The 20,945-nt window shown below is 64.3% G+C and carries 22 protein-coding genes; 7 read left to right on the top strand and 15 right to left on the bottom strand.

Features of this window, described 5'->3' with window-relative positions; translation table 11 throughout:
• Positions 1 to 186 precede the first annotated feature (186 nt).
• A complete protein-coding gene (locus tag J4O76_RS03555; protein ID WP_426280290.1) occupies positions 187 to 1,317 on the top strand; it encodes an alpha/beta hydrolase in 1,131 nt (376 codons plus the stop codon).
• Positions 1,318 to 1,439: 122 nt separating this feature from the next.
• Here the strand turns inward: J4O76_RS03555 and J4O76_RS03550 are convergent, their stop codons facing one another.
• The 4 genes from J4O76_RS03550 to J4O76_RS03535 are packed head-to-tail and all read right to left on the bottom strand — an operon-like array spanning position 1,440 to position 4,961.
• On the bottom strand, positions 1,440 to 2,093 hold the full coding sequence (locus J4O76_RS03550) for a tetratricopeptide repeat protein (protein WP_426280401.1): 654 nt from the start codon (positions 2,091 to 2,093) through the stop codon (positions 1,440 to 1,442).
• Complete coding sequence (locus J4O76_RS03545; RefSeq protein ID WP_426280288.1) at positions 2,093 to 2,488, bottom strand: cytochrome c-type biogenesis protein; 396 nt, start codon at positions 2,486 to 2,488, stop codon at positions 2,093 to 2,095. The genes J4O76_RS03550 and J4O76_RS03545 overlap by 1 nt, the downstream gene beginning before the upstream one ends.
• A complete protein-coding gene (locus J4O76_RS03540) occupies positions 2,485 to 3,003 on the bottom strand; it encodes a DsbE family thiol:disulfide interchange protein (protein ID WP_426280287.1) in 519 nt (172 codons plus the stop codon). The genes J4O76_RS03545 and J4O76_RS03540 overlap by 4 nt, the downstream gene beginning before the upstream one ends.
• Positions 3,000 to 4,961: a heme lyase CcmF/NrfE family subunit gene (locus J4O76_RS03535; RefSeq protein WP_426280286.1), complete on the bottom strand. Its 1,962-nt coding sequence runs from the start codon at positions 4,959 to 4,961 to the stop codon at positions 3,000 to 3,002. The genes J4O76_RS03540 and J4O76_RS03535 overlap by 4 nt, the downstream gene beginning before the upstream one ends.
• 445 nt (positions 4,962 to 5,406) lie before the next feature.
• On the opposite strand from J4O76_RS03535, the gene J4O76_RS03530 reads away from it, so the two are divergent.
• Both J4O76_RS03530 and J4O76_RS03525 read left to right on the top strand, forming a co-directional pair.
• Complete coding sequence (locus J4O76_RS03530) at positions 5,407 to 5,670, top strand: hypothetical protein (protein WP_426280285.1); 264 nt, start codon at positions 5,407 to 5,409, stop codon at positions 5,668 to 5,670.
• A 9-nt stretch (positions 5,671 to 5,679) separates the two neighbouring features.
• Entirely contained in the window at positions 5,680 to 6,345 is a 666-nt protein-coding gene (locus tag J4O76_RS03525; protein ID WP_426280283.1) for a DUF1345 domain-containing protein, read from the top strand.
• A 560-nt stretch (positions 6,346 to 6,905) separates the two neighbouring features.
• On the opposite strand, the gene J4O76_RS03520 is transcribed toward J4O76_RS03525, so the two are convergent.
• From J4O76_RS03520 to J4O76_RS03510, 3 genes are all read right to left on the bottom strand, one after another.
• Complete coding sequence (locus tag J4O76_RS03520) at positions 6,906 to 7,418, bottom strand: hypothetical protein (protein WP_426280281.1); 513 nt, start codon at positions 7,416 to 7,418, stop codon at positions 6,906 to 6,908.
• Complete coding sequence (locus J4O76_RS03515; RefSeq protein ID WP_426280279.1) at positions 7,418 to 8,101, bottom strand: hypothetical protein; 684 nt, start codon at positions 8,099 to 8,101, stop codon at positions 7,418 to 7,420. Before J4O76_RS03515 ends, J4O76_RS03520 begins: the two co-directional genes overlap by 1 nt.
• 83 nt (positions 8,102 to 8,184) lie before the next feature.
• Positions 8,185 to 8,688, bottom strand: coding sequence for a hypothetical protein (locus tag J4O76_RS03510; RefSeq protein ID WP_426280277.1), 504 nt, complete (start codon positions 8,686 to 8,688; stop codon positions 8,185 to 8,187).
• A gap of 1,095 nt (positions 8,689 to 9,783) precedes the next feature.
• Here J4O76_RS03510 and J4O76_RS03505 point away from each other — a divergent pair.
• On the top strand, positions 9,784 to 10,767 hold the full coding sequence (locus J4O76_RS03505; RefSeq protein ID WP_426280275.1) for an AAA family ATPase: 984 nt from the start codon (positions 9,784 to 9,786) through the stop codon (positions 10,765 to 10,767).
• Positions 10,768 to 10,837: 70 nt separating this feature from the next.
• Positions 10,838 to 13,306 (top strand): S8 family peptidase, encoded by a 2,469-nt coding sequence (locus J4O76_RS03500; protein ID WP_426280273.1) that lies wholly within the window; start codon positions 10,838 to 10,840, stop codon positions 13,304 to 13,306.
• Here the strand turns inward: J4O76_RS03500 and J4O76_RS03495 are convergent.
• From J4O76_RS03495 to J4O76_RS03470, 6 genes are all read right to left on the bottom strand, one after another.
• On the bottom strand, positions 13,303 to 15,279 hold the full coding sequence (locus J4O76_RS03495; RefSeq protein ID WP_426280271.1) for a CHAT domain-containing protein: 1,977 nt from the start codon (positions 15,277 to 15,279) through the stop codon (positions 13,303 to 13,305). The two genes, J4O76_RS03500 and J4O76_RS03495, sit on opposite strands and share 4 nt — an antisense overlap.
• The gene (locus J4O76_RS03490) at positions 15,183 to 16,454 is read right to left on the bottom strand and encodes a lipase/acyltransferase domain-containing protein (protein WP_426280269.1); all 1,272 of its coding nucleotides are present in this window, start codon (positions 16,452 to 16,454) and stop codon (positions 15,183 to 15,185) included. The genes J4O76_RS03495 and J4O76_RS03490 overlap by 97 nt, the downstream gene beginning before the upstream one ends.
• A 591-nt stretch (positions 16,455 to 17,045) precedes the next feature.
• Positions 17,046 to 17,489: a winged helix DNA-binding protein gene (locus J4O76_RS03485; RefSeq protein ID WP_426280267.1), complete on the bottom strand. Its 444-nt coding sequence runs from the start codon at positions 17,487 to 17,489 to the stop codon at positions 17,046 to 17,048.
• Positions 17,490 to 17,504: 15 nt separating this feature from the next.
• Entirely contained in the window at positions 17,505 to 17,867 is a 363-nt protein-coding gene (locus J4O76_RS03480) for a hypothetical protein (protein ID WP_426280265.1), read from the bottom strand.
• 124 nt (positions 17,868 to 17,991) lie between these two features.
• The gene (locus tag J4O76_RS03475; protein WP_426280263.1) at positions 17,992 to 18,351 is read right to left on the bottom strand and encodes a hypothetical protein; all 360 of its coding nucleotides are present in this window, start codon (positions 18,349 to 18,351) and stop codon (positions 17,992 to 17,994) included.
• Between the two features lie 32 nt (positions 18,352 to 18,383).
• Positions 18,384 to 18,968 (bottom strand): helix-turn-helix domain-containing protein, encoded by a 585-nt coding sequence (locus J4O76_RS03470; protein ID WP_426280262.1) that lies wholly within the window; start codon positions 18,966 to 18,968, stop codon positions 18,384 to 18,386.
• Positions 18,969 to 19,148: 180 nt separating this feature from the next.
• Here J4O76_RS03470 and J4O76_RS03465 point away from each other — a divergent pair, with 180 nt between their 5' ends.
• Both J4O76_RS03465 and J4O76_RS03460 read left to right on the top strand, forming a co-directional pair.
• Positions 19,149 to 19,343 (top strand): hypothetical protein, encoded by a 195-nt coding sequence (locus J4O76_RS03465; RefSeq protein ID WP_426280260.1) that lies wholly within the window; start codon positions 19,149 to 19,151, stop codon positions 19,341 to 19,343.
• Positions 19,340 to 20,020 carry a hypothetical protein gene (locus J4O76_RS03460; protein WP_426280258.1) on the top strand — a complete coding sequence of 227 codons (681 nt, stop codon included), beginning with the start codon at positions 19,340 to 19,342 and terminating at the stop codon, positions 20,018 to 20,020. The genes J4O76_RS03465 and J4O76_RS03460 overlap by 4 nt, the downstream gene beginning before the upstream one ends.
• A gap of 25 nt (positions 20,021 to 20,045) precedes the next feature.
• Here the strand turns inward: J4O76_RS03460 and J4O76_RS03455 are convergent, their stop codons facing one another.
• Together J4O76_RS03455 and J4O76_RS03450 are read right to left on the bottom strand one after the other, a co-directional pair.
• Positions 20,046 to 20,198: a hypothetical protein gene (locus tag J4O76_RS03455; RefSeq protein WP_426280256.1), complete on the bottom strand. Its 153-nt coding sequence runs from the start codon at positions 20,196 to 20,198 to the stop codon at positions 20,046 to 20,048.
• A gap of 273 nt (positions 20,199 to 20,471) precedes the next feature.
• On the bottom strand, positions 20,472 to 20,876 hold the full coding sequence (locus J4O76_RS03450; protein ID WP_426280254.1) for a hypothetical protein: 405 nt from the start codon (positions 20,874 to 20,876) through the stop codon (positions 20,472 to 20,474).
• Between the last annotated feature and the right edge of the window lie 69 nt (positions 20,877 to 20,945).

Below are 20,945 nucleotides of genomic sequence, written 5' to 3'. Positions count from 1 at the left end.
CGACGTGTCCGATACGAGCGACTGCATCCCGGCGCCTCGATCGGGACCGCTCCCTGTCATCGGCTCCCATATCGGTGTCGCGATCGCAGCAGGGGGGCGCATTCCAGCGTGTGTCCGCCCGACCGGCACTGCGTCCGGATCGTCGCGGCATCCAGCACTTTATGATACGCAACCATGCGATCCGCCGTGACGGCCGGCCGTTCCATCTGCCGCCGCAGCTTCACGTCATCGACTTCATCCTGCAGCGGCAATAGAAGGAAAGCGCATAGCCGTCGGAAACCGCGCGAAGCTATCGGGCGACACGCTCTCGTGCCGCCGTTCGAAATCATTCAGTCGTCACCGCTCATGGGTTCACCTGCTCTGAAATTCCAGATCTCGTCGACGGTTTCGGACGAGGCTGCCGCGCAGATGAAGTCGTTCTACGACAAGGATCCATCGTTGGTTAAGGGGGATCCACCCAAGACCCAGGCGGACTGGGACAGGATGTCGGCAGAAGCCGATGCCGGAAAGAAACCCCAGAGCGACGCCTATGCGGAGAAGATCGGGGTGTCCGTCGAAAGGGATGCGCTGGGAGGCGTGCCGATCATCCGGATCAAGCCGCCCGGCCTGGCCGCCGATACGGGGCGGGTCCTCATCTACATCCATGGCGGCGGCTACGTCGTATATTCCGCTTCCGCCGAACTCGTGCTGCCGACGCTGATGGCGACGGAACTCGACATCGAGGTGGTCTCCATCGATTACACCTTGGCGCCGAGATCCGATTACGAGACCACCACCGACCAGATCCTGTCGGTCTACGATGCGATCGCCGACTCGGGCATCAAGGCGTCGAGCATCGCGATGTCCGGCGATTCCGCTGGCGGGGGTATCGCCTTGGCGTCGGTGCTGAAGATGCGTGATCGAGGTCTCCCGCTACCGGCGGCACTCTACCTGCAGTCGCCGAACACCGACGTCACGGATGCCGGCGACAGCCGGATGACCCTCGTCGACGCTGACCCGATCATCGCGATTTCGGCAGTCCAGGAGATGCGGTCGGCTTATGTTCCGGACGGGCAGTTCAAGAATCCCCATGCCTCCCCGGTGTATGGCGACTACGCGAGAGCATTTCCGCCGACCCTGATCCAAGGTGGAACGCGGGAGGTGCTCCTGAGCGATTTCGTAAGGCTCTATCAAGCGATGGCGCAGGGCGGGAACGAAGCGGTCCTCGATCTGTACGAGGGCATGTGTCACGTCTTCCAAGCCCGTTTTCCCGAAGTACCGGAGACACGAGCCGCCATATCCAGGGCGGGAAGCTTCATCCGCTCCAACCTTCGCTAGTTCGACCGAACACGTGGTCTGATCCCGCCGCGATCCTCGCCCGCCCTGCTCGGGTCGGCATCGAGGCGCGCCCGCAGCGGGATCGGACGATCGCTCCCATCACGGGATCCGTCGTCACGGCGCTAGGGAGGGCTGGCCGCCGAGGTCTTCGTCATCGCTAGGTATTCGTCGAGGACCGCCAGCCGCTCGGCGATCGCTGGGCGATACGACACGCCCTTGGGCGACAACGCAAGCGCGCGTGCCCAATACGGCCGCGCAGCGGCGAAGTCACCGCTCTGGATCAACGCCACGCCGAAGAAGAACGGAGGTCCCGGGTGTGCAGGTTCAAGCCGGATGGCCTGTCGGAACGCGAAGCGTGCGGCCGGTGACACCACCCCGCCATCATGCCTTTCATAGGCCATGCCGAGCCAGGTCCACAGGGCGGCGCTGTGGGGCGCGTCGTCGACGCCGCGCAGCATCGCACGCACCGCGGTCTGCGGGTCGCCCGCCCGCGTCGCCGCGTCGGCAAGCGTCATGTAGGCGGTATCGTCCGCGGACCGGCCGAACATGTCGCTGCGCAGTTCGATCACGTCCTGATCGAGCGCGATAGGGCGGGTGAACGCCCTTACCGGATGGCCAGGCATGCCCGGGCGGCCCTGTACCGCATAGCCGGTCGCGCCGAGCATCAGTCCCGCGCCGATGAAGCTCCACAACGCCCGCGCCACTCCGAGCAGCAGCAACGCGCCCACGACCGAGACCCCGATCAAACCCAACCCGATCCACACCATCAGCCGCATCACCTCTTGAAGCTCGCCCGCGCCACCCACAGGCCGAGCGCGACGAGTAGTCCCGGCGCGAGCCACAACGGCGCGGTCAACGGACTGAACGGAGGGTCGTAGGTGACGTAGTCGCCGTATCGCCGCACCAGCCACGCTCGAATCTGGTTCGGCGTTTCGCCGGCCTGGATGCGGAGGCGGACGAGCGCGCGCATGTCCCCGGCCATCTCCGCATCGCTGTCCGCGATCGACTGGCCCTGACAGACCAGGCAGCGCAAGCTCTCCATCAACTCCCGCGCCTGCGCCTCCTGACGCGCATCGCGCAGCTGCGTGTTGGCCATCGGCGCGGGTGGTAGCGCGCTTTCGGCAACGGCGGGGCCGGCAACCAGCAGCATGAGCATCGCAAGCCGTCTCATCTCGCCGCCTCGACTGCCGCGACGATGGCCGCCACCTCGTCCCCTCGGATCGCTCCGACGTGCTGGAGCAGGATCGTGCCATGGCCGTCGACTAGGAAGCTTTCGGGGGCGCCGGACGAACCGAGAGCCAGCTGCACCGCGCTCGTCCTGTCGTCGCCGATCGCGGAATAGGGGTCGCCTGCGCGTGCGAGGAATTCTCGCATCGCCGCCGGGGTGTCGCGGATGGCTATGCCCTCGATCGACACGCCCGCCTGCTTCAGCGCCATCAGCTGAGGTGCCTCGGCCGCGCACGGGACGCACCAGCTGGCGAAGACGTTGAGCAGCCGAGGCTTGCCGTCGGCGAAGTCCGCGCTGCTCACGCCCGGTTTGCCGGGGAGCAATGGCGGTGCGGAGAGCGCGGGCAGGGGCTTGCCGACCATCGCCGAATAGACCGTTCGGTCAGCAGGGTGGTACAGCGCGACCGCGACGATCGCGATGACGAGCGCGAACGCCGCGAGCGGTGCCCACTGCCTCATGCCCGGGCCTCCTGGTCGGTACGCCGGCGCACGCGCCACTCGCGCAGCACGCGACCGATCAGGGACAGCGTGCCGCCAAGCGCGACGAGCACGCCGCCCAACCAGATCAACGTCACGAACGGCTTCCACCACAGGCGCAGCTGCACGCGCCCCCGTCCGTCCATCTGTCCAAGCACCGTGTAGAGCTGGCCGTCGAACATCGTCGCGATCGCCGACTCGCTGGTGGTCGTCACCGGATTGGCGAAGAAGCGCGACTGCGGCCGCAGGACGAACGGGACGCCGCCGCCCCGGCGAGCGGAAAGATGCGCCTCCAGCGCCGACCAGTTCGGTCCGATCCTGGGTGTGATGCCGTCGAGCGTCACGGTAAAGGGCCCGACCCGTTGCGGCTCGCCCATCCGCGCCGCTGCCAAGGTCTGGCTGCTGAACGCGCTTTCGGAGGCCATGCCGGCAAGGCTCACCGCGATCCCGAGGTGCGCGACGACCATGCCCCAGGTGAACAGCGGGGTACGCGTCAGATGGCGCCCCCACAGCGGCGCGACGCTCGCGAGCGCCAGTCCCGCCGCCAGCGCCATGCCGAGCAGCGGCAACGGGCCGACACGGCCGCCGAACGCGAGAACGGCGCCCAGCGTCGCCACCGCGGCGGCGCCAGGCACGGCCAAGCGCCTCATCAGTGCGCGCGCTCCGTCCCGACGCCAGCGCAGGAGGGGGCCGGCCGCCATCACCGCCACCAATGCAAGTGCCACCGGCCCGACCGCCTTGTCGAAGAACGGCGGCCCGACCGATAGCTGCACGCCGAAACCGGCCGCCACGATCGGGTACAGCGTGCCGATCAGGACCACGCCCAGAATCACCGAGAGCAGCAGGTTGTTGGCGACGAGCGCACCCTCGCGGCTGACGGGATCGAACGTGGTGCCGACGCGCACCGTGCCGATCCGCGTCGCGAACAGCGCCAGCGCGCCACCGATGTAGAGCACCAGCAGGGCGAGTATGAACGTGCCGCGGGAGGGATCGACCGCGAAGGCGTGAACGCTGGTGAGGATGCCCGACCGCACCAGGAACGTCCCTATCATCGACATCGAGAAGGCGACCACCGCCAGCATCACCGTCCACGCGCGCAGACCGTCACGCGTCGCGAGCACGCTCACCGAATGGAGCAGCGCGGTCGCCGCCAGCCATGGCATCAGCGAGGCGTTCTCAACCGGGTCCCAGAACCACCAGCCACCCCAACCCAGCTCGTAGTAGGCCCAGTAGCTGCCGGCGGTGATGCCGAGCGTCAGGAAGATCCACGCGCCGAGGACCCACGGTCTCATGGCCCGCGCGAACGCCGGTCCGACGTCGCCTGCGACCAGCGCTCCGACCGCGAAGGAGAAGGCGACCGAAATGCCGACGTAACCGATGTACAGCGTCGGCGGATGGAACGCCAAGCCAGGATCCTGCAGCAGCGGGTTCAGGCCCTGCCCGTCGGCAGGGACCGGATCGAGCCGCGCGAACGGGTTGGAGGCGAACAGCAGGAATGCGTAGAACCCCAAGGCGATCGCTGCCTGCGCGCCAAGAGTCGCGACCAGCGTCACGCGCGGCAGCGTGCGCTCGAACACGGCGACCGCGCCGCCGGCCAGCCCGAGTATCGCGACCCACAGCAGCATGGAGCCCTCATGGTTCCCCCATGCGCCGGCGAACTTGTAGAGCAGCGGCTTTTCCGAGTGGCTGTTCTCGGCGACGAGCAGCACGGACATGTCGCTGCGCAGGAAGACGGCGATCAGCGCCGCCATCGCCAGCACGGCGAGCAAGCCCTGCACGATCGCGATCGGCCGCACCGCGCCGAGAATGTCGGCCGTCAGCCCGCTATCCGCTTGTGGTGCCGCCATCACGCGCCGCACGCCGATCGCTGCGAACGCAAGCTGCATCACGGCGAGCGCAGCGGCGAGCCACAGCGCGGCGAGGCCGAACTCGGCGATCATCGGGACACGCCCGGTTCCCTCTCGTCCGTCTTCGCAGGAGAACGGGGAAGGCGGTGGTCGACAAGGGACACGGCGTTCCCGATCCGCGCGCACGACGCGCCGATGGACATCCGCCCGGGTGCCGCTCCTGGCATGAATGCCGGCGCACTCATTCCTCGGGCATCTCGATTTCGTGCGTCATGTTCGCCATCCGCGGCGACATATACTGTTCACCGGGCTTGGCCAGCAGTTTGGACAAGTAACGCCTGCAGTTGGAAGGGGCGTGGTGTAGGTCGTCTGAAGTTTTGGATTAAAGGAGTGGAGGCTCACTGCTCAATTCATAGGGCAACAAAACCTCGTGATGATTAGAACAACGGCTGATTGTGCCTGAGCGTATTGTGCGATGATCCGCGCCGTCGTGAGGGGATAAGTCTATAATCGCGCTTGACGCCGACCATGCGTCCGCATGACGATCGCCATGCCGCTCAGTGCAGGCGATTGCGAAACCAAGGCTTCCAAGGATATCCAGATGGTTCCAAGACCATTCTCGCCTGTATGTCGGCCACCATTTCGTCGCGGTGCCATCGTCGAACGTCCGGCCTACGCATTCCTGGCCGGGCGTTCGATGCATCTGCCCTTCCCAAACCAGGCCACGTCCTCGACCACCATCATCGCCACTCGGCCATCGCGTGCGCTTATCCAGGCGACGCCCGCTGGTTTTGGATGCTAAAAATCAAGCATGACTGACAAATCCAAATCCTGGAGCCTCGGCCGACATGTCGCTCCGTGGCGTTTCATCCTGTTCGGGGTCGCGTTCGCGGTCGGACTGGCGGCGCTGATCCCGGTCCTCGGGGTCGCGCGTGGTACGATGGCGGCTTTCGATAGCGCCGCACTCATCTTCCTGATCGCGGTCCTGGCGCTGTTCCGCGACGGGACGCCAGAGCGGATACGCCGCACGGCCGAAGAGAACGATGCCAATCGGACCGTGCTGCTGGTGCTCGGCGCGCTGATCATGCTGGTGATCCTGGTCACGGTGGGAATGGAGGTGCATGGTAGGAAAGATGCGATCGCCGTCATTCTCGCGGTGGCGACCCTTGTGCTGGCGTGGCTGTTCTCCAACATGATCTACACGCTGCAGTATGCACACCAATACTACATCGGTGCCAAGAAATTCGGCGGCGAGGCAGGAGGAGACGCGGGTGGGCTCAACTTCCCGAAATGCGATGAGCCGAACTACTGGGACTTCGCGTATCTCGCCTTCACGCTCGGAATGACCTTCCAGACGTCGGACATCGAAATCACCTCGCGACGCATCCGCAAGACCGCGCTTGGGCAGTGCATGGCTGCGTTCGTATTCAACATCGGCGTGTTGGCGTTCACGATCAACACCCTTGGAAGCATGTGATGCACCTGAAGAGGCCGCTCTTGACTTAAGAGCCCGACCCAGGCTCTGGCCCGCGACAACGGCGGCCAGGTCGATGCCGACCGCAAGGTCGCCCTGCACCAGCTAGAGGCGCTGCATCGAAGGCTTTGCGATCTTATGTCGTCGGTCGTTCGACCGGCTTCGGCTGGTCAGGCAGGAGGCTAAGGTGGTGGTCGGCAAGGCCACGGCCGCACTCCCAGTCACGGCGTCGGCCATGACAGAGCGTTCGGGAGCGTCGGAGGCATCGTCGAGCTTCTCGTAGGCAACGTCGCCGCCGCGGTCGTCGCGGATGGACTGGTCGGAAACGCTTTTGAGAACGTCATCCTGAAGTTGGATGGCACAGTTAGCACGTCAGCCGACATTGAGCGCGCGATGACCACATCGAGCGCGTCCATCACCTGCACCGTGACGGCGTGGACGCGGTTCATCTGAGACAGTCGGACGAACCGGAATGGAAGGACGCGGCGGACCCGAGGTCTCGCCGAGCGCAGGCGGCCACTGGACCGCATACACGCTGCACCCGGCGTAATCATCTGCTGAGGCTATGATCCGCAGATCATCCGTCCGCGCCGGCTCGTGGCACGACCACGAATGGTCACTTTCAGATCGGCCGGGCTCCCGATCGCCTCGCTGCCCTCCTTGGTCCCAGACGCGACCGCCACGACCGAGACGCTGACTCCGTCGCCGGACCAGCGATCATGGGTGAACGGAAACATGTCGTGCGCGTGTGCTGCGGGACGAAGCCGCACGAGCCTTGAAGAGAGCCGTATCACCGCATGGTCGTCCGCGGCGGCGAAGCGGATCGGACCATTCCTTCCCAATGACCACGAACACCCGGTCCCCGAAGCCCCGGCCGCCTCGATCTGCGCTGCGGTCAAGGGCATCAGGCGTTCGGACGCCCCACCGCCCTTCGTGCCGACCGATCCGATCGCCACGCCGGGCAGCAGCATGGCCGCTGCCGCCATGACGCCACCCGCGACGATGAACCGTGATCCGTCAGACCTCCCGATCGCGCCACCACGGAGCCGTGCCGCTTGTCTCGAGCGCGATCCCATCAGAACGCCCCGCGCTTCGCCGGAGGCGCCAGGCGATCCGCCGCCGCCTTCACCGCGGCGGCGTCCGCGTCGCGGGCCAGTCGTCCGCGATTGCCGAGAATCTGCAGAGAGCGTGCAGACAACGTCGTCCTGATCGCCGGTCTGGTCTCGAGCGGGCTGCAGGGTCCTGCGCACCAGGCGCCGTTCGCAGCCGTGCCGTCCGTCGGCGTGCCGTATTTGGTCTCCAGCTGTCGGACCAGGCCCGCGGGATCGACGCGGTTGGTGGGGATCGTGAGGTTGAACTGATCCACGACCGGTCCTGCGGCGGTCTGGGCCATCGAGACGCGCAGGCCCTCGCCCGAAGGACCGTCGCAGAACAGATCCCCGACGCCCGTGCCCTGCGGCGGGAAGCCGAGCCCCGCTCCTCGGCGCTTCGCCACCTCGACGTCCACCAGCTGCTGGAACGTCTGATAGCCCTTCTCCGGGCGGCACCTGTAGGTTCCGGCCAGCGCCGCCTGCGCGTCCGCCAGCGACATGTCCAGGCGGACGCCCGCGACGTCCATCGCGAGCGGACCGCGGCGCGCCGGGGCGGCGGGAGCGGCCTCGCGTCGGGTCTGCGCCTTGCGGGAGGGCCGGGCATCGCCGGCGGTCACGCACGTCAGCGTCAGAAAGGTCATGAGGATCTTGAGCGGTCGTTTCGTCATGCTTGGTTCCTTTTCGGCGGCGGTCTCGGCCGCTGGGCGTGAGACCCGATCGGACAGGTCGATCGGGCGTTGGCTGTCCGTCGTCAGCGCGGCATCACTCGCCAGCCGTCGCTCTCCAGCACGAGCGGCAGCGTCGCCTCCTTCGGCTCCGCCATCCGCGCCTTGTCCTTGTCCGGCACGATCGAAAGGGGCTCCACGCCCTTGAACCGATACGTCACCTGGGAGACGCGGCGTCCGCCGAGGTCGGCCGGCTCGCTCCAGCGCACGATGTCGACGAGTTCGCCCTTCGCGGCGCAGACCGCGGGAAACGGCAGCATCCCGACCCCGGTCTTTCGATCGACGGACCGGAAATAGGGAGCGGCCTTTTCCGTAGGGGCGTATGTGAGCACCGTCTGCCGCGAAGCCGGACCGGATGCCCGTCGCTCCTTGACCGGCATCTCCGCCGCGGTCTTCGTCATGAACCCGGCGCGGGACGCGTCGTCGAGCATGGCGACCATCGAGGCGTAGGTCGCCGACCCGAACATCGGAGGCTTGGCGGACACGATCAGCGGGAAGACGGCGTCGTCGGTCGGTCCGTCAGCCGTCATGATCGGCAGGTCTATCGTCTGACAGAAGGCATCGTGGACCACGGGCTCTAGGACGGTCCTGAAGGTCGCGGCGCTAGCTCCCTTCCGGTCGCTGCAGCCCGAAGCCAGTGCAGCGAGCGCGACAAGAACCGCCGGTAAGACGGCCGCACGCTTCCTGCAGGCCATGGATTTCGATTTCGGGTAGAAGGACGGCTCTCCGCCGCAACTCATCAACCGCATCTCATGCGCACTCCCGTTCCCGGGCGCCGCGGCCTTTCCAGCCGGCGGCACCGCCCCTTTGAAACGAGGCGGTGCCGGCCCATGAGCCGGAAGTTGATAACTCGCTATTGGACGAGCGCGAACGCCTTTAGGCCCGAGGACCTTGGACATACGCGTCCGCCTCCCGGCCGAAACTGGTTCGGGCCGGGCATTCGGCTGCCAATAGCGAGGTTATCACGCCTCGGTCCGCCTGCTGACGGACGACACTGGTCTACGCGGTACGTGCTGATACAATCAATGCCGCTTACGTTGGTCGTCGTCGTTTTCCATCGACGGCCTAAAGCTTTCAAGATCGGCTCGACGTGTCTCGACTGGCGATGACGAGTGTCGCGCGGTTGCTGCCTCGTCGCCGGCTTCTACCGCCGTCAATCCGCGCCAACGGCGTCTGCCCATCGTCGTGCGTCGTCAGGCTTCGTAGCGATCCATGACCACAGGCAGGAAGCGCCACGCCATCAACCGATCGATACTTTACTTTAGGCATCACCTAAAGCATCAGCGACGGATGATGGGACGCCCCCCTAGATCGCCCGACGCTGCGCTGGTCCTGGCAATACGGCGTTACCTTTGTGAAAATGATACGTCGGTTCGTAAACTGGCGGTGACATGCGGCGTGTCCCCGTCGACTCTATCCCGGTCGATCTCACTGGGCGCGTTCAGTGCGGATCTCGCGACGGCGCTGCGGAATGTCATCGCTGGCGCCCCGCAGTCAGTTGCCGAACAGATGGTGCAAAAAGCGTTGCGTTTAGTCGAGCGTGATCGTAGGATGATGATAAGATCGGAAGCTGCGTTGCGATCCGCGCTCGCTCATCTCGCCTCGACGCGGTAAGGGGAAACGGAATGGCAAGCAGCAAGCAACTGATGGGAATGATCCGCAGTCACGCAGCCGGCGACGAAAGCATGTTCCTTTCCATCGTGGAGCACATCGCGTTGGACGCCGAACGAGCGGGGCGTGGCCGCATGGCGGGCGAGATACGCACCCTGGTAGGCAATCTGCGGTCGGAAGCCGCCTCGCGTCGTCCAGCCACCCGGCCGACGCCCATAGCCTCTCCCAGAGGTGAACTGGCGGGACTCGTCCGAGCGACCTATCCTGAGACGCGGATCTCCGATCTCGTGCTGTCCGATAGTGCCGAGAGCCGTATCCGCGGTATCGTTCGGGAGCATGGTGCAATAGAGGCGTTGGCCGAAAGGGGCCTCGAACCACGGCGAAAGCTTTTGCTTTCCGGGCCGCCCGGAACAGGCAAGACGATGACCGCCGCGGCGCTCGCCGGCGAGTTGAAACTGCCACTTTTCACCGTGATGCTCGACGGCGTCATAACCAAGTACATGGGCGAGACCGCGGCCAAGCTGCGAATGGTCTTCGATGCCGCGAGCTCCACGCGCGGCGTCTACTTCTTCGATGAGGTCGACGCGCTCGCGACGAGCCGCTCGAGCGACAACGACATCGGCGAAGCGCGTCGTGTTTTGAACTCACTTCTTCAGTTTCTCGAGGAGGACGAGTCCTCCAGCGTTCTCATAGCGGCAACCAACTACCCGGCCCTGCTCGACGATGCGATATTCCGTCGGTTCGACGCCGCATTCGCCTACGACCTGCCGGATCCGGCTCAGATCGGCCGGGTTATCGTTGCACGCATCGGCGACTTCGGCCTCGGCGACGTCGATTGGCGCAGAGTCGGCGATGCCGGGACGGGGCTGAGCCAGGCCGACATCGTGGCGGCAGCCAGAGATGCCGCCCGAACCGCGGTACTCGATCACGAGGGCGTCATAGACACGGAACTTCTCCTTCAGGCGATCGTGGATCGTCGGGAGATACATCCAAAGTAGAGGCGTAATCGCCACGCCGATTGACTTCGTGTGACCCGGTCATCAACCATCGGGCGCAATAGGGGCGGGCATGGCATCTCACGAACACATTCTTCTTCGCAACATCGGCGTGGCATCCAAGAGCTTCAAATCGCCGGACACCGGCAGAAGCCCCCAGCCGCCGCCGCCCCACGACCGGAAGGCACATGCGCGGCGACTGAAAGGCAACCTGTCCGCACTTCGGGCGGACCTGCAGGCCTATGCAGACAGCCAACGGCGGTTCGGCGTTCCGGATGCCAATCTCGGTCGACCAATCACGCTCGTGAGCCGGGTCGACACCCAACTCGCCCCCGGCAAGGGGAACGTCGACAGCAAGGACAAATCGATCCTCGGCGTCCGTCGTCGTTGGACGGATGGGGCGGGTCCGCGCGTCGAGGCGCGCATGTTCGTGACGGAAGCAGGTCTCGACAGGCTCATCGGTCAGCTGGAAGGGTACGCCGCGTGGCGTGAAACCGACCCGGGTAACCGACCCGCGAACTTCTGGCTGTTCGCGGGGGCGGAGGAATTCTCACCATCCTCGATCGAGGACTACTGGAACGATCTCCAGGAGAACCTTCCTCGCGCAAGCGCCGATGCCGAATGGGAGGTCTGGACCCGGAACTCGATGGAGAGGCCCTTCGAAGCCGCCATCGCCGATGCCGGCTTGGAGGTCCAAGGTACGGTCACGCGTTTCGTCGACACGAACGTGCGCAACGTGATCGGCACGCGGCGTCAACTCATGCGTCTGATCGAAGAAAGCGCTGCGGTCGTCGAACTCCGCGGCGCTTCGAGCTTCGTCGCGCACGACATGGATCTGCCTCCTGACCTTCGCCGCGCCCAGGTCATGGAACTGGCCGGACGGATCGTTGCGGCAAAGTCCGACTCCCCCGTCGTCACCGTTCTCGACACAGGGGTCAACCGAGCGAATCCGTTGCTGAGCGCATCCCTCCCTCAAAACCGCTGTCACGTCGCCCGGTCGGGCTGGGACCGTTTCGATTCCAACGGTCACGGAACGAAGATGGCAGGCGTCGCGCTGTTCGGCGACCTCGCGGTCGCGCTTGCAGGCAGCGGTCCGGTGCAGCCGGGCATCGGGCTGGAGAGCGTGACGGTGTCAGCTCCGGGAAATCCTGCGAAGCTTCCTGCGCGCGATGCTCTGCGAAAAGCGATCGAGATCGTCGAGGTTCAGCCGCGACGACGCGTGTACTGTCTTGCGGCGACCGCTGTCGGCGAAGCAGAGGACGGCCGTCCGACCAGCACATCCGCGACGCTGGACAGCCTGGCGTTCAACGGCGGCGACACGACCCGCCTATTCGTTGCCGCCGTCGGCAACGTAACGACGAGCGCTTCGAACCCGTATCGCGTGATGCATTACGCTATGAACAACGAGGATCATGGGATCCAGTCGCCCGCTCAGGCCCTGAATGCCCTTTCGGTCGGTGCCGTCACGAGCAAGTGCTCTACCACCAACCTGCTTGCTGCGTCAGGGGGGCTTTCTCCTACCTCGCGGACCGCGCAGGCATGGCAGGTCTCGCATCCTCGGAAACCGGACATCGTGATGGAAGGGGGAAACCACTTCATCGCCGCCGGGGGGCGTACGTCGATCCCGCACGTACCCGACATGGTCGTGACCACATCCAGGGACGTGGTGAACCGGCCCATCACGGTGACCGGTGAGACCAGCGCAGCGACCGCGGCCGCGTCGCGTCTTGCCGCGCTGACGCTGGCAGAATATCCCGAAATGCGTGCGGAGACCGTACGCGCGCTGATGGTGAATGCCGCGCGATGGACACCGGCCATGATCGCCCAACGGAATGGGTTCATGTCGGCTGGCATGACGTTGTTACGCGCCAACGAACAACTGTTGAAGTCCTTCGGATGGGGCGTGCCGGATGAAGACAGGCTGTTCTACAGCGCGCAGAACGCACTCACCCTCGTCGTCGAGGATACGATAAGACCGTATCGGAGAAAGGGCTCGAGCGGAATCCGGCTGAACGAGATGAAGACCTTCCGTCTCCCTTGGCCTCGGCAGGCATTGGACCTTCTCGCAGCCACGCCGGTCGAGTTGCGGTGCACGCTAAGCTACTTCGTCGAGCCCGATCCCAACAACGCTGCGCGCGACCACATCGAGCTCTATCCATCGCATCGTCTAAAGTTTGATCTCAGCAGGTTCGGCGAGACCGACGATCAGGCGGAAGCGCGGTTCAACGATGATCTCGAAGCGCAGGGAAACGATGCCAGCGAAGCGGGTTGGGACCTAGGATTTCGATACCGTAATCGAGGAACGCTCCACAACGACGTCTGGTCTGGCCCCGCCTATCAACTGAGGGATCGCAACCTGATCATGGTCGCTCCCAACCATGGATGGTGGAGCGAAAGGCAAGCGTCGCGCCCCGAAGACCGCATCGTGAACTTTAGCCTCGTCGTCTCGTTGTCGACTCCGGACGTCACGGCGGACCTCTACGCCGAAGTTTTGGCGTTGGTCGGTTCGGGCAGAGTGACCGCGAAGGTGACGGGCCGCTAGCTAGGGCGGACCCGTGCCATGACATCCCCGTAAGTCGTGAATGCGAACGAAGCTACGGAACTATTGGACACCTTGGCACGACCGCGCGTGAACGCCGCACCGATCGTCAACCGTCCGGTCAGCAACAGGTCTATCGCTTCGACGACGACATCGTGAGCCGCTTCGTCCTGAACCCGCCAGAGCGGCGCAACGACCGCTCCAAACCCACGGTTCGCCAAGAGAGGGCCCCAACCCTCGACCCAGCCGAGATCTTCGCTGGTGGCTGCGGCCTCGCATGCGTTCAAGACGACCACGGGATGATCCCGCGGCCCCAATCCGGTCGCCCGCGCGCTCAGGTCCCCGATCGAGACCCAACCGTCCTGCATCTGAATTCCGTCGTCCGGATCGTCGGACCTGTTCCGGCCGTGTCCGGCGAAGTGGATCAGTTCGATGGTCTCCGAATCCTGGCCTGAGAGAAGATCTAGGAACGCCGATACGGTGGGGGGAGACTGCCGGGCGCCATGATGGGACGACAGCCATGCGCCTTCCTTGCGTGCTGCCGGCAGCGTCGCGTTTCCTTCGTATTCCGGTACGAAGCTTCGTATCGATCCCGAAGGCAGCGTCACGTGGCGCCCCCCGCGAGCCTGCATGGGCCATCGGGCTATCGGATGGGTGAACAGCATATGATCCGATGGATCTTCGCCAGGAGCGGTTTCGGGCAGCATCATCTCCCAGGGAATGCTGTGCTCGTCGACGAACAACTGTATCGGGAAATATGCACCCCAGCGATTGCGCATGGCCAGATAGGCGCTTCGGAACTCGACCGGTGCGTGCTGCCAGAGATCTTCGCCGATCTTTTCCATTCGGCGTCTGAAGACCCTAGGGCCCATCGTTGGACAGTTCGCCAACAGTCCTGCGGCGAAGGCCTTCGCGTCTCCTACCTGCGTATCGCCCGTCATCGAGTGGGGATCGGCGGCGTCTTCGGTCGCGCCCAGCCAGAACCAGTTCTGGTTTCCGTCACCGGTTCCCTTTATTATCACCGAGAAGGTGGGGCTCGGTGCGTCGGGCGCGATCGAGATGCCCAGCCTAGGCGGAGGATCCAGTTCCACCGCGCGCGGCACCGCATCTCCTAGACTTGTCTGCCAAGTCTCGAGGATGCGCGCTTCACGGGAGAAGACAGAGAACACCTCGATCGCTCCGCCATCGATCAGATCTTCACGAAGGGTCGCAGCGAAGACCGCCGGCGTACTGCTCCCGTCCTCATAGATGGAGATCTTCGCCTTGGCCGGTTCGACCTTCAGCAACGAAGGGGCGATCAGCGCGACGTCGACGTCAAGCTTCAACCAGCCGGGGGGCAGGGTCGCTATCTCGACAGCGGTCGAATGGGCCGTGCTGGGGTCGACGAGCAGATCGGCGGTGATCGTTATCCTGGCACCCGCGATCAGCTCGTCCTTGGTAGCGACCTCGGGATACCTGGTGATCGCGGTCGCCGTCGGATCCAGCGGCTCGTCGTTTCGATACCGATCGCCCGATGAACCGTCGGACACCCGTGGTGACACGTGGTCATCGTGACGGCCGTTAGTGAACGATGCGTCAGCCCCAAGGTCGGGTTGGCGGCTGAAGAACCAATCGTCGTCGGAAGCGGGATGGAAGGTTGCTGCGACCTCGACCTCATCGACAATGCCTGGGACCTTCGTGAAGGAGGCCAGTTGCCGAAGAGCCTCGGATTTCTCCGCTTCGCTTGCGACGCTTCCGGACAGCACGATGGCATCGCCTCGAAACGACAGGGTCAGTCCAAACGCGCTCTCCGGAAACAGCAGTTCGAGCCGGTCCCCCAGTTTCCGCTCGAGCTCTTCGAGCGTGGTCCAATCGTAGCCACCGTGGCCCAGCCAATCACTCATCGATCGATGGCCCTGGACTCGCCATTTGACGGAAGTGCGAGAACGACGTCCTGAACCGGGGCCGAATGCAGGCCCGTCACGGTTATGCGCCAAGCGCCTTCTCGGAGAACCAGCGGTCCGACGTAGCTCTGTCCGTCACGGTGGAGTACCGTTCGCCCGACTTCTCCGCCGCCCAGCGGCTCGGTGGTGACGGTCAGCGTCTGTTCCGACAGCTCATCGATCTCCGCGTGGAGATCGAAACGTTCGTCGGCGGTATAGACGTCATCGAGCCTCAGCTTGATCTGTCGACCCGAAGAGGGTCCGGTCCGATAACGATCCTCGTCAATGCGTCCGGTGCGTATCGCCTCCACGACGTGCTCCTGCACCGCTTCCTGATTGGCCAGTGAGGAATGCAGACCCCATGCGTATGTGCCGGTTCCTCGATCCGTTCCGACGGGGACGGCGGACGGCGCGGGTACGGTGCCGTCGCCACCCGCATTCTCACCGCAGATGGTCTCGATCAGCTCCACGCCGCGAGCCGTTGGGCGCGCAGACTGGTATGTCGGCTGACGAGACGAGACCAGGCACGAGAGGTAGTCGGGCGAATAGCCGGTGACACCGAGATTGGCCGTCGCAGCCGCAGTCGTTTCGTTGTGGAACGCCGCGGCGTCGACGCAGCGGTGATCGATGTTCGGAAGGTCCACGTCCTGGACACGTAGCAGTTCGCCCTCGACCTCGATGCACGGGTAGGTGGGTAAAAGCTGATAGACCGACGTGAACGTCCTAAGCGGTTCCGTCGCATTTACATGCACAGGTCCAATGCCCTTCGAATACCCGTTGACCAGGCATCCGAGGGCGTTGAGCGAACCGCGATATGGCGTTCCCAGCGATACGAGCCGACGTGTAAGCTTCCAGCCTTCGAGACATTCTATGTAATGGCGCGCGACGAGACCGCCCATCGAGTGGGCGACGAATACGATGCGCGCGTGTTCGTTGCCCGATGTGCGTTTCCAGTTCGTCAGCCAATCCGACGCCGAACGTTCCAGCGTATGCGCGGTCGTGCGAACGTCGCGACGCCAATCGTACGGAAAGCGAAAGAAGTTGGCACCCTCCACCAGTCCCACGGACGCTACGAGCGTTCTACAGAACGCCCCATAGGCCTGTATCTTCCAGAGTCCGGGGATGATCTGAACGTCGTCGATCAGGCCACCGACGATCACGCCGTCATCCGCGCCACCATCAGCGAGTGCCAGATCGCGCAGGCCGTCCCCGAGAACGGCGTTGGCCATCGCACGCCACGAACCGCCCCATAGCGGACGACCATTACGTATGAGGGATGAGCCTCCTATGCCGGGAAGGAACACAACGATGTCTGGATAATCACTCGTCATGCAGTCCCGCTCCAGCCATCAGCCATCGTCCCGATCCAGCCCGTCGCCACGGGTCCGCGGCGGAAATTCCGTACAAGGCCAATCATTAGGCCCTGGTCGAGCCGAGCGGAAGGCAGGGCTTCGAACGAGTACTCGTCGACGACATCGGGGTGGATACGGTTCTCGGCATACATGACGAGCCAGGTCTTCGAGCAAAAAAAGGATCCGTTATGGCGTCATCTCCCGATCCGAACTTCTTTCATCGGGGGTGCGAACCCGCATCTCGGGCATCGAGCGCGATACGACACCAGCGTCCGCATCACACCCAGCCTCGAGCAATCACCACGGCCGATCCGCATTGTGGAGCCGCCCATCACGCGGATCGACTGGATCTCCGATGTCCTGCGGTTCTCAGCTGCATGCGCCGATGACGGCAGCATGGATCAGTGCGATCTCAGAACGCCTTCCGGGCACCGCCGGATCTGGTCGGCCGAGCATGCAAGTCGTCCGTCACCTAATAGCAGATGCGTCGAACGCTGGCGCGTCGGTCCTCTGCTGGAGTTCCTCCAACCAGACGACATACTGCTGGACCTCGCGCCAGCCGCCCGGAGTGAGTTCCACGTAGACCCGCCGACCGTCCTTCCGGTCCGGGACCCGGAGAATCATGTCCATGTCTTCGAGCAGACCGATGTACCGGAGCGCCGTCGTGTACGGTACACCGGAAGCGATGCACGCCGACTTGATGGAAATGGGAACGTCCCTCAATCTGCCGTCCAACAGATCGATGAGGATGTCCCATGCCGGGTCCGAGAACACCTTGGAACGTTTCGAAAACCTCCTGTTTCTTTCGCGTCTCGCTTCGATGAGGCGGACCAGTACGTCTGTTTGCGACGGTGTTAAGTCGGCAGGGGCGCCGATGGAGGCAAGGGTATGCGAAGAAACGGTACCATGCATCGTGAGAATGCCTTCTTATTCCGGAACGCTCCATGAGCGATCGCTCCCGTCGCGGTTCACCCGGCGCACGTGACGCCAGGTACCGACCGCCAGAAGCATCTGGGTCGGCCAGCTCCAGACCGTGATCAGAAGGGCGTAGGCGACGCGGATCGTCTCCGGTGCGACGAGCTTGACGAAGTGCGCGCCGACGGCGTCGAACTGCAGTGCAGCGATCAGCATAGGCCAGCCGCGATCGGCTCGGAGCGCAACGGCGATCAGCATCGCGAACAGGGCCACATCGACGACGAAAACGTTGAGTTCCAAGCCGTAGAACCTCGACGGCAGCGGCGACCAGCTCAGCACCGTCGCCACGTAAGCCGACAGCAGTCCGGTCGCCACGACCCGTTCCGGCGCACCGCCCTTCCACAAGGCGTATCCCGACGTCAGCAGAAGAAGCGTTGCGAAGAGGTACACGCGGAGCATCGTGGGCCTCTACGAGCCCCGCGTACCGTGCACCACCCGATCAGGCCGCAGCGAGGGCCGGCAGAGGCACGATCTCGGCTGAGGTGAACGGATTGTCCGTCGGCGGGCACGGAGAGCTGTCGCCGTACATCCGCTCGAGCCCCATTGCACGGATCACGTCCGGCGTCGTCAGATGAGCCTCGCGCATAAGGTCGCGTGCGAGCTGCTGAGCACGGATGGCCTCGAACATCTTCCCGATCATCTCGGCGCCGGTCGTGACCGAAAGGCGGTTGTCGACACGGGCGCGCAGCAGGGCGGCATAGCAGCTGGCGGCATCCGCCGCGGCGATGTCGTTGGATGCTTCGGCGGAACGGAACAGGGGGGTCACGGCTTCGACGGCAGATCTACGGTTATTCAGCATCGGGTTCCTCCACCGCGCAGTCGAAGGCGCGGTCAGCGTTTGTAGGGACCGTCCGAGATGTCCACGCGGTACTTGCTCATGAGCCGACCGACCAGATCGGCCGTCGCCACGAGCGCGCCGCCGAGGACCACGATCCCCAATGCCAGCCCCAGGACGATTCCAAGACGTTGGATCGCCGTCAGCCGATACCGGTTTCTCGTGACGGGAACCTCGGGCCCTGCGGCCTCCGGTTCGTCGCCCTGCTCCACCGGATCGGGCGCCGGATCGACCCCGAACGGCTTGGGTACAAGCCGTTCGTGTCCTTCGACGTCGGCGAGAAGCCTGGCCGCCTGCAGGGAGCGGGAAACCCCGAGGATGCGTCGGGCGTCGCGAAGATGCTCGTTCACCGTGTGAGGCGAAAGGGAGAGCCGCTGCGCGATCTCCTTGGCTTCGAGATTCTCGTACACGAGCCGCAGACACTGCTTCTGCCGGTCGTTCAATAGCAGGGCGGAAGCACGATCGGTCACCGCGTCGCAGTTGCCCCAGATCCGGATGCTTTTCCAGCTAATGACGTCGACGACTTGAGGTCCGCCCGTCATCTGGACGAAATCCGGGCGGTGCGGCACGAGCTTGTTCACGGGCGGAAGAGGACGATGGATAGGCCCCGTTTCAATCGTCTGTGGGCGTCATGGAACAATCGAGGATCTTACCGCACCGCGAACTGGGACGACGGCTTGGGGCTGCCGTCGGCCAAGCGGAGCATCGTGGGGAGTTGCGAAGGAGGTCGGGCAGGAAGCATCAGCGAGAGGAAACCCAAGATGTACGAGGCCGCCGCCCGCGACGTGATCGAAACCGTTCTGGAACGGAGCCTGGGCGAGGTGGGAGTCCAAGTCCGAAGCAACGGCTTCCGCGGACAGCCGCGCAAAGCGGCTGCAGCAAGAAGTCTCGGGATTGGAGGCGCGCTGATCGAGGCGCGTTTTGCAGGATGGGGAGCGCGTTCGAACCAAGGATGAAGGCGATCCAGTTCATCGTGGACGTCCGTTCCGATCGAGACGAGATCGCCGCGTCAATACTCCGACAGTCCCGCGCCACGATCGACATGCACATCCGTCGGAAGGCCCGAGCAGCGGTTCTCGGCTTCGAACGCCCTTTGGACGCAGAGGCATTCGCCGACCTCGATCGCCTGCACATCGACGTCGCCTGCGAGCAGGCGCTCCGCGCGCAGCTCGGATCCGATGCGGCAGTCAGAGAATGGCTGCGTAACGAGATGCGCAGAGCCCGATCGCGGAGACACGATCGGGCGACGACGAGGCCGGGATTGCAAGTGCATGGCCTCAACGTGGCCGTCCCCTTCCTTCTGTCGGCGGTCGAACTGACACGCCTCTCGACTCCGGTGGCCGGCAGACCCCGATGGCTGGACAACGAGGTGAGGATTCTGGAGGATGGAATCTGCAGCGCCGACGAGATCACGTCGGTCTTGGACGACGTTCTGTGCGGCACGCAGATGGCGGGAAGACCCGTCGTCGAGGTCGGCGCATGGCCTCCGATGCCCGTCCGTGAGGCCCTGCTTGGGTGGCGGAACCAAGCTCGGCGTCATCATGGCTTGTCGGATGACGTCCTTCCGATCCAGGCGGAATGGCGCATCCTGTTCGAGCATCATCGCGTTAAGGTCGTCTCGGCCTTCGGCTGACCCGATCTCACCGCTCAGCCCCGTGCTACGCATGGCTTATGCCGGTGAGCCTGTATCGCGTTATCTTCGCGATCACCTGCGTCTGATCCATGACTACGGTCACGTTGTCGTCGATGATCTCAGGTGTCGCGCTTGAGGGATCGTACATTTCCGGAGCGGCGATGATAGCACCGGACATGTCGTCGGCATCGGTTTCGAAATCCTTTTCTGGAATCCGAACGGTGTATGGTGGCGATCCGCACGTGATAAACTGATCCGACGTCATGAGAGTTGGACGCCGTTTCAACCGTGGAAGTTAACAATTGGTCTGCAACACGATCGATTGCGATGCTCGAGCACCACGTCGGGTCGGCGAAACGGCAACTACGGGAAATGAAGGCGTGCCTCTAGTTTCGCGCGCTCCGTCGACGCGCCGCATCAGGGTCGGCCCCGCACAAGCGCATGCCGGCCGTCAGACGATTAAGACGGCCTGGAAGGTGAGGTCCCGCTTCCAGGGGTTCTTCCCGTCGTTCGTGATAGCGCATCCCGGCCTCGACCATACTTCGGTCGCAGTGAGACCGGACCCCGATCGAATGATCTTCACGTCGACGAAACGGTCCGCGATCTTGCCACCGTAGTCCGGCATGGTGCCGTCCGATAGCGTGCGGACTTCGAAGGTTTCACCATGGACGACCACGTCGTGCGCGGAACAGTGTCCTACGAGCGTGCCGCGTGCATGAAGCGCGAACACCAGTTCGGCCAACGCCCCGAGGCAGTTCCTCGATGCAGAACATGCAGGCGCATCCTCGTTGCCGTTGAGCCAGACCTTCAGCGCTTCGAAGTTCTTGCCGGCGATCGCCAGCGCATGATCGTTCATAAGCAGTCTCCTGATCCGTCGGCCCTACCCTTACCAGAAACGCCGGATCGCCGGATGACGTCGGGAAGA

Source organism: Sphingomonas sp. NFX23 (assembly GCF_049887795.1).
GTDB lineage: Bacteria > Pseudomonadota > Alphaproteobacteria > Sphingomonadales > Sphingomonadaceae > Sphingomonas.
The sequence above is the reverse complement of the archived record's forward strand: the minus strand, read 5'-3'. Positions and strand labels throughout refer to the sequence as shown.

Coding starts and splice junctions, on each gene's coding strand:
- J4O76_RS03550 (WP_426280401.1), bottom strand. CDS start 2,093: ATGCGGCTGATGGTGTGGATCGGGTTGGGTTTGATCGGGGTCTCGGTC.
- J4O76_RS03545 (WP_426280288.1), bottom strand. CDS start 2,488: ATGAGACGGCTTGCGATGCTCATGCTGCTGGTTGCCGGCCCCGCCGTT.
- J4O76_RS03540 (WP_426280287.1), bottom strand. CDS start 3,003: ATGAGGCAGTGGGCACCGCTCGCGGCGTTCGCGCTCGTCATCGCGATC.
- J4O76_RS03535 (WP_426280286.1), bottom strand. CDS start 4,961: ATGATCGCCGAGTTCGGCCTCGCCGCGCTGTGGCTCGCCGCTGCGCTC.
- J4O76_RS03530 (WP_426280285.1), top strand. CDS start 5,407: ATGACGATCGCCATGCCGCTCAGTGCAGGCGATTGCGAAACCAAGGCT.
- J4O76_RS03525 (WP_426280283.1), top strand. CDS start 5,680: ATGACTGACAAATCCAAATCCTGGAGCCTCGGCCGACATGTCGCTCCG.
- J4O76_RS03520 (WP_426280281.1), bottom strand. CDS start 7,418: ATGGGATCGCGCTCGAGACAAGCGGCACGGCTCCGTGGTGGCGCGATC.
- J4O76_RS03515 (WP_426280279.1), bottom strand. CDS start 8,101: ATGACGAAACGACCGCTCAAGATCCTCATGACCTTTCTGACGCTGACG.
- J4O76_RS03510 (WP_426280277.1), bottom strand. CDS start 8,688: ATGACGGCTGACGGACCGACCGACGACGCCGTCTTCCCGCTGATCGTG.
- J4O76_RS03505 (WP_426280275.1), top strand. CDS start 9,784: ATGGCAAGCAGCAAGCAACTGATGGGAATGATCCGCAGTCACGCAGCC.
- J4O76_RS03500 (WP_426280273.1), top strand. CDS start 10,838: ATGGCATCTCACGAACACATTCTTCTTCGCAACATCGGCGTGGCATCC.
- J4O76_RS03490 (WP_426280269.1), bottom strand. CDS start 16,454: ATGGCCAACGCCGTTCTCGGGGACGGCCTGCGCGATCTGGCACTCGCT.
- J4O76_RS03485 (WP_426280267.1), bottom strand. CDS start 17,489: ATGCATGGTACCGTTTCTTCGCATACCCTTGCCTCCATCGGCGCCCCT.
- J4O76_RS03475 (WP_426280263.1), bottom strand. CDS start 18,351: ATGCTGAATAACCGTAGATCTGCCGTCGAAGCCGTGACCCCCCTGTTC.
- J4O76_RS03465 (WP_426280260.1), top strand. CDS start 19,149: ATGTACGAGGCCGCCGCCCGCGACGTGATCGAAACCGTTCTGGAACGG.
- J4O76_RS03460 (WP_426280258.1), top strand. CDS start 19,340: ATGAAGGCGATCCAGTTCATCGTGGACGTCCGTTCCGATCGAGACGAG.
- J4O76_RS03455 (WP_426280256.1), bottom strand. CDS start 20,198: ATGTCCGGTGCTATCATCGCCGCTCCGGAAATGTACGATCCCTCAAGC.
- J4O76_RS03450 (WP_426280254.1), bottom strand. CDS start 20,876: ATGAACGATCATGCGCTGGCGATCGCCGGCAAGAACTTCGAAGCGCTG.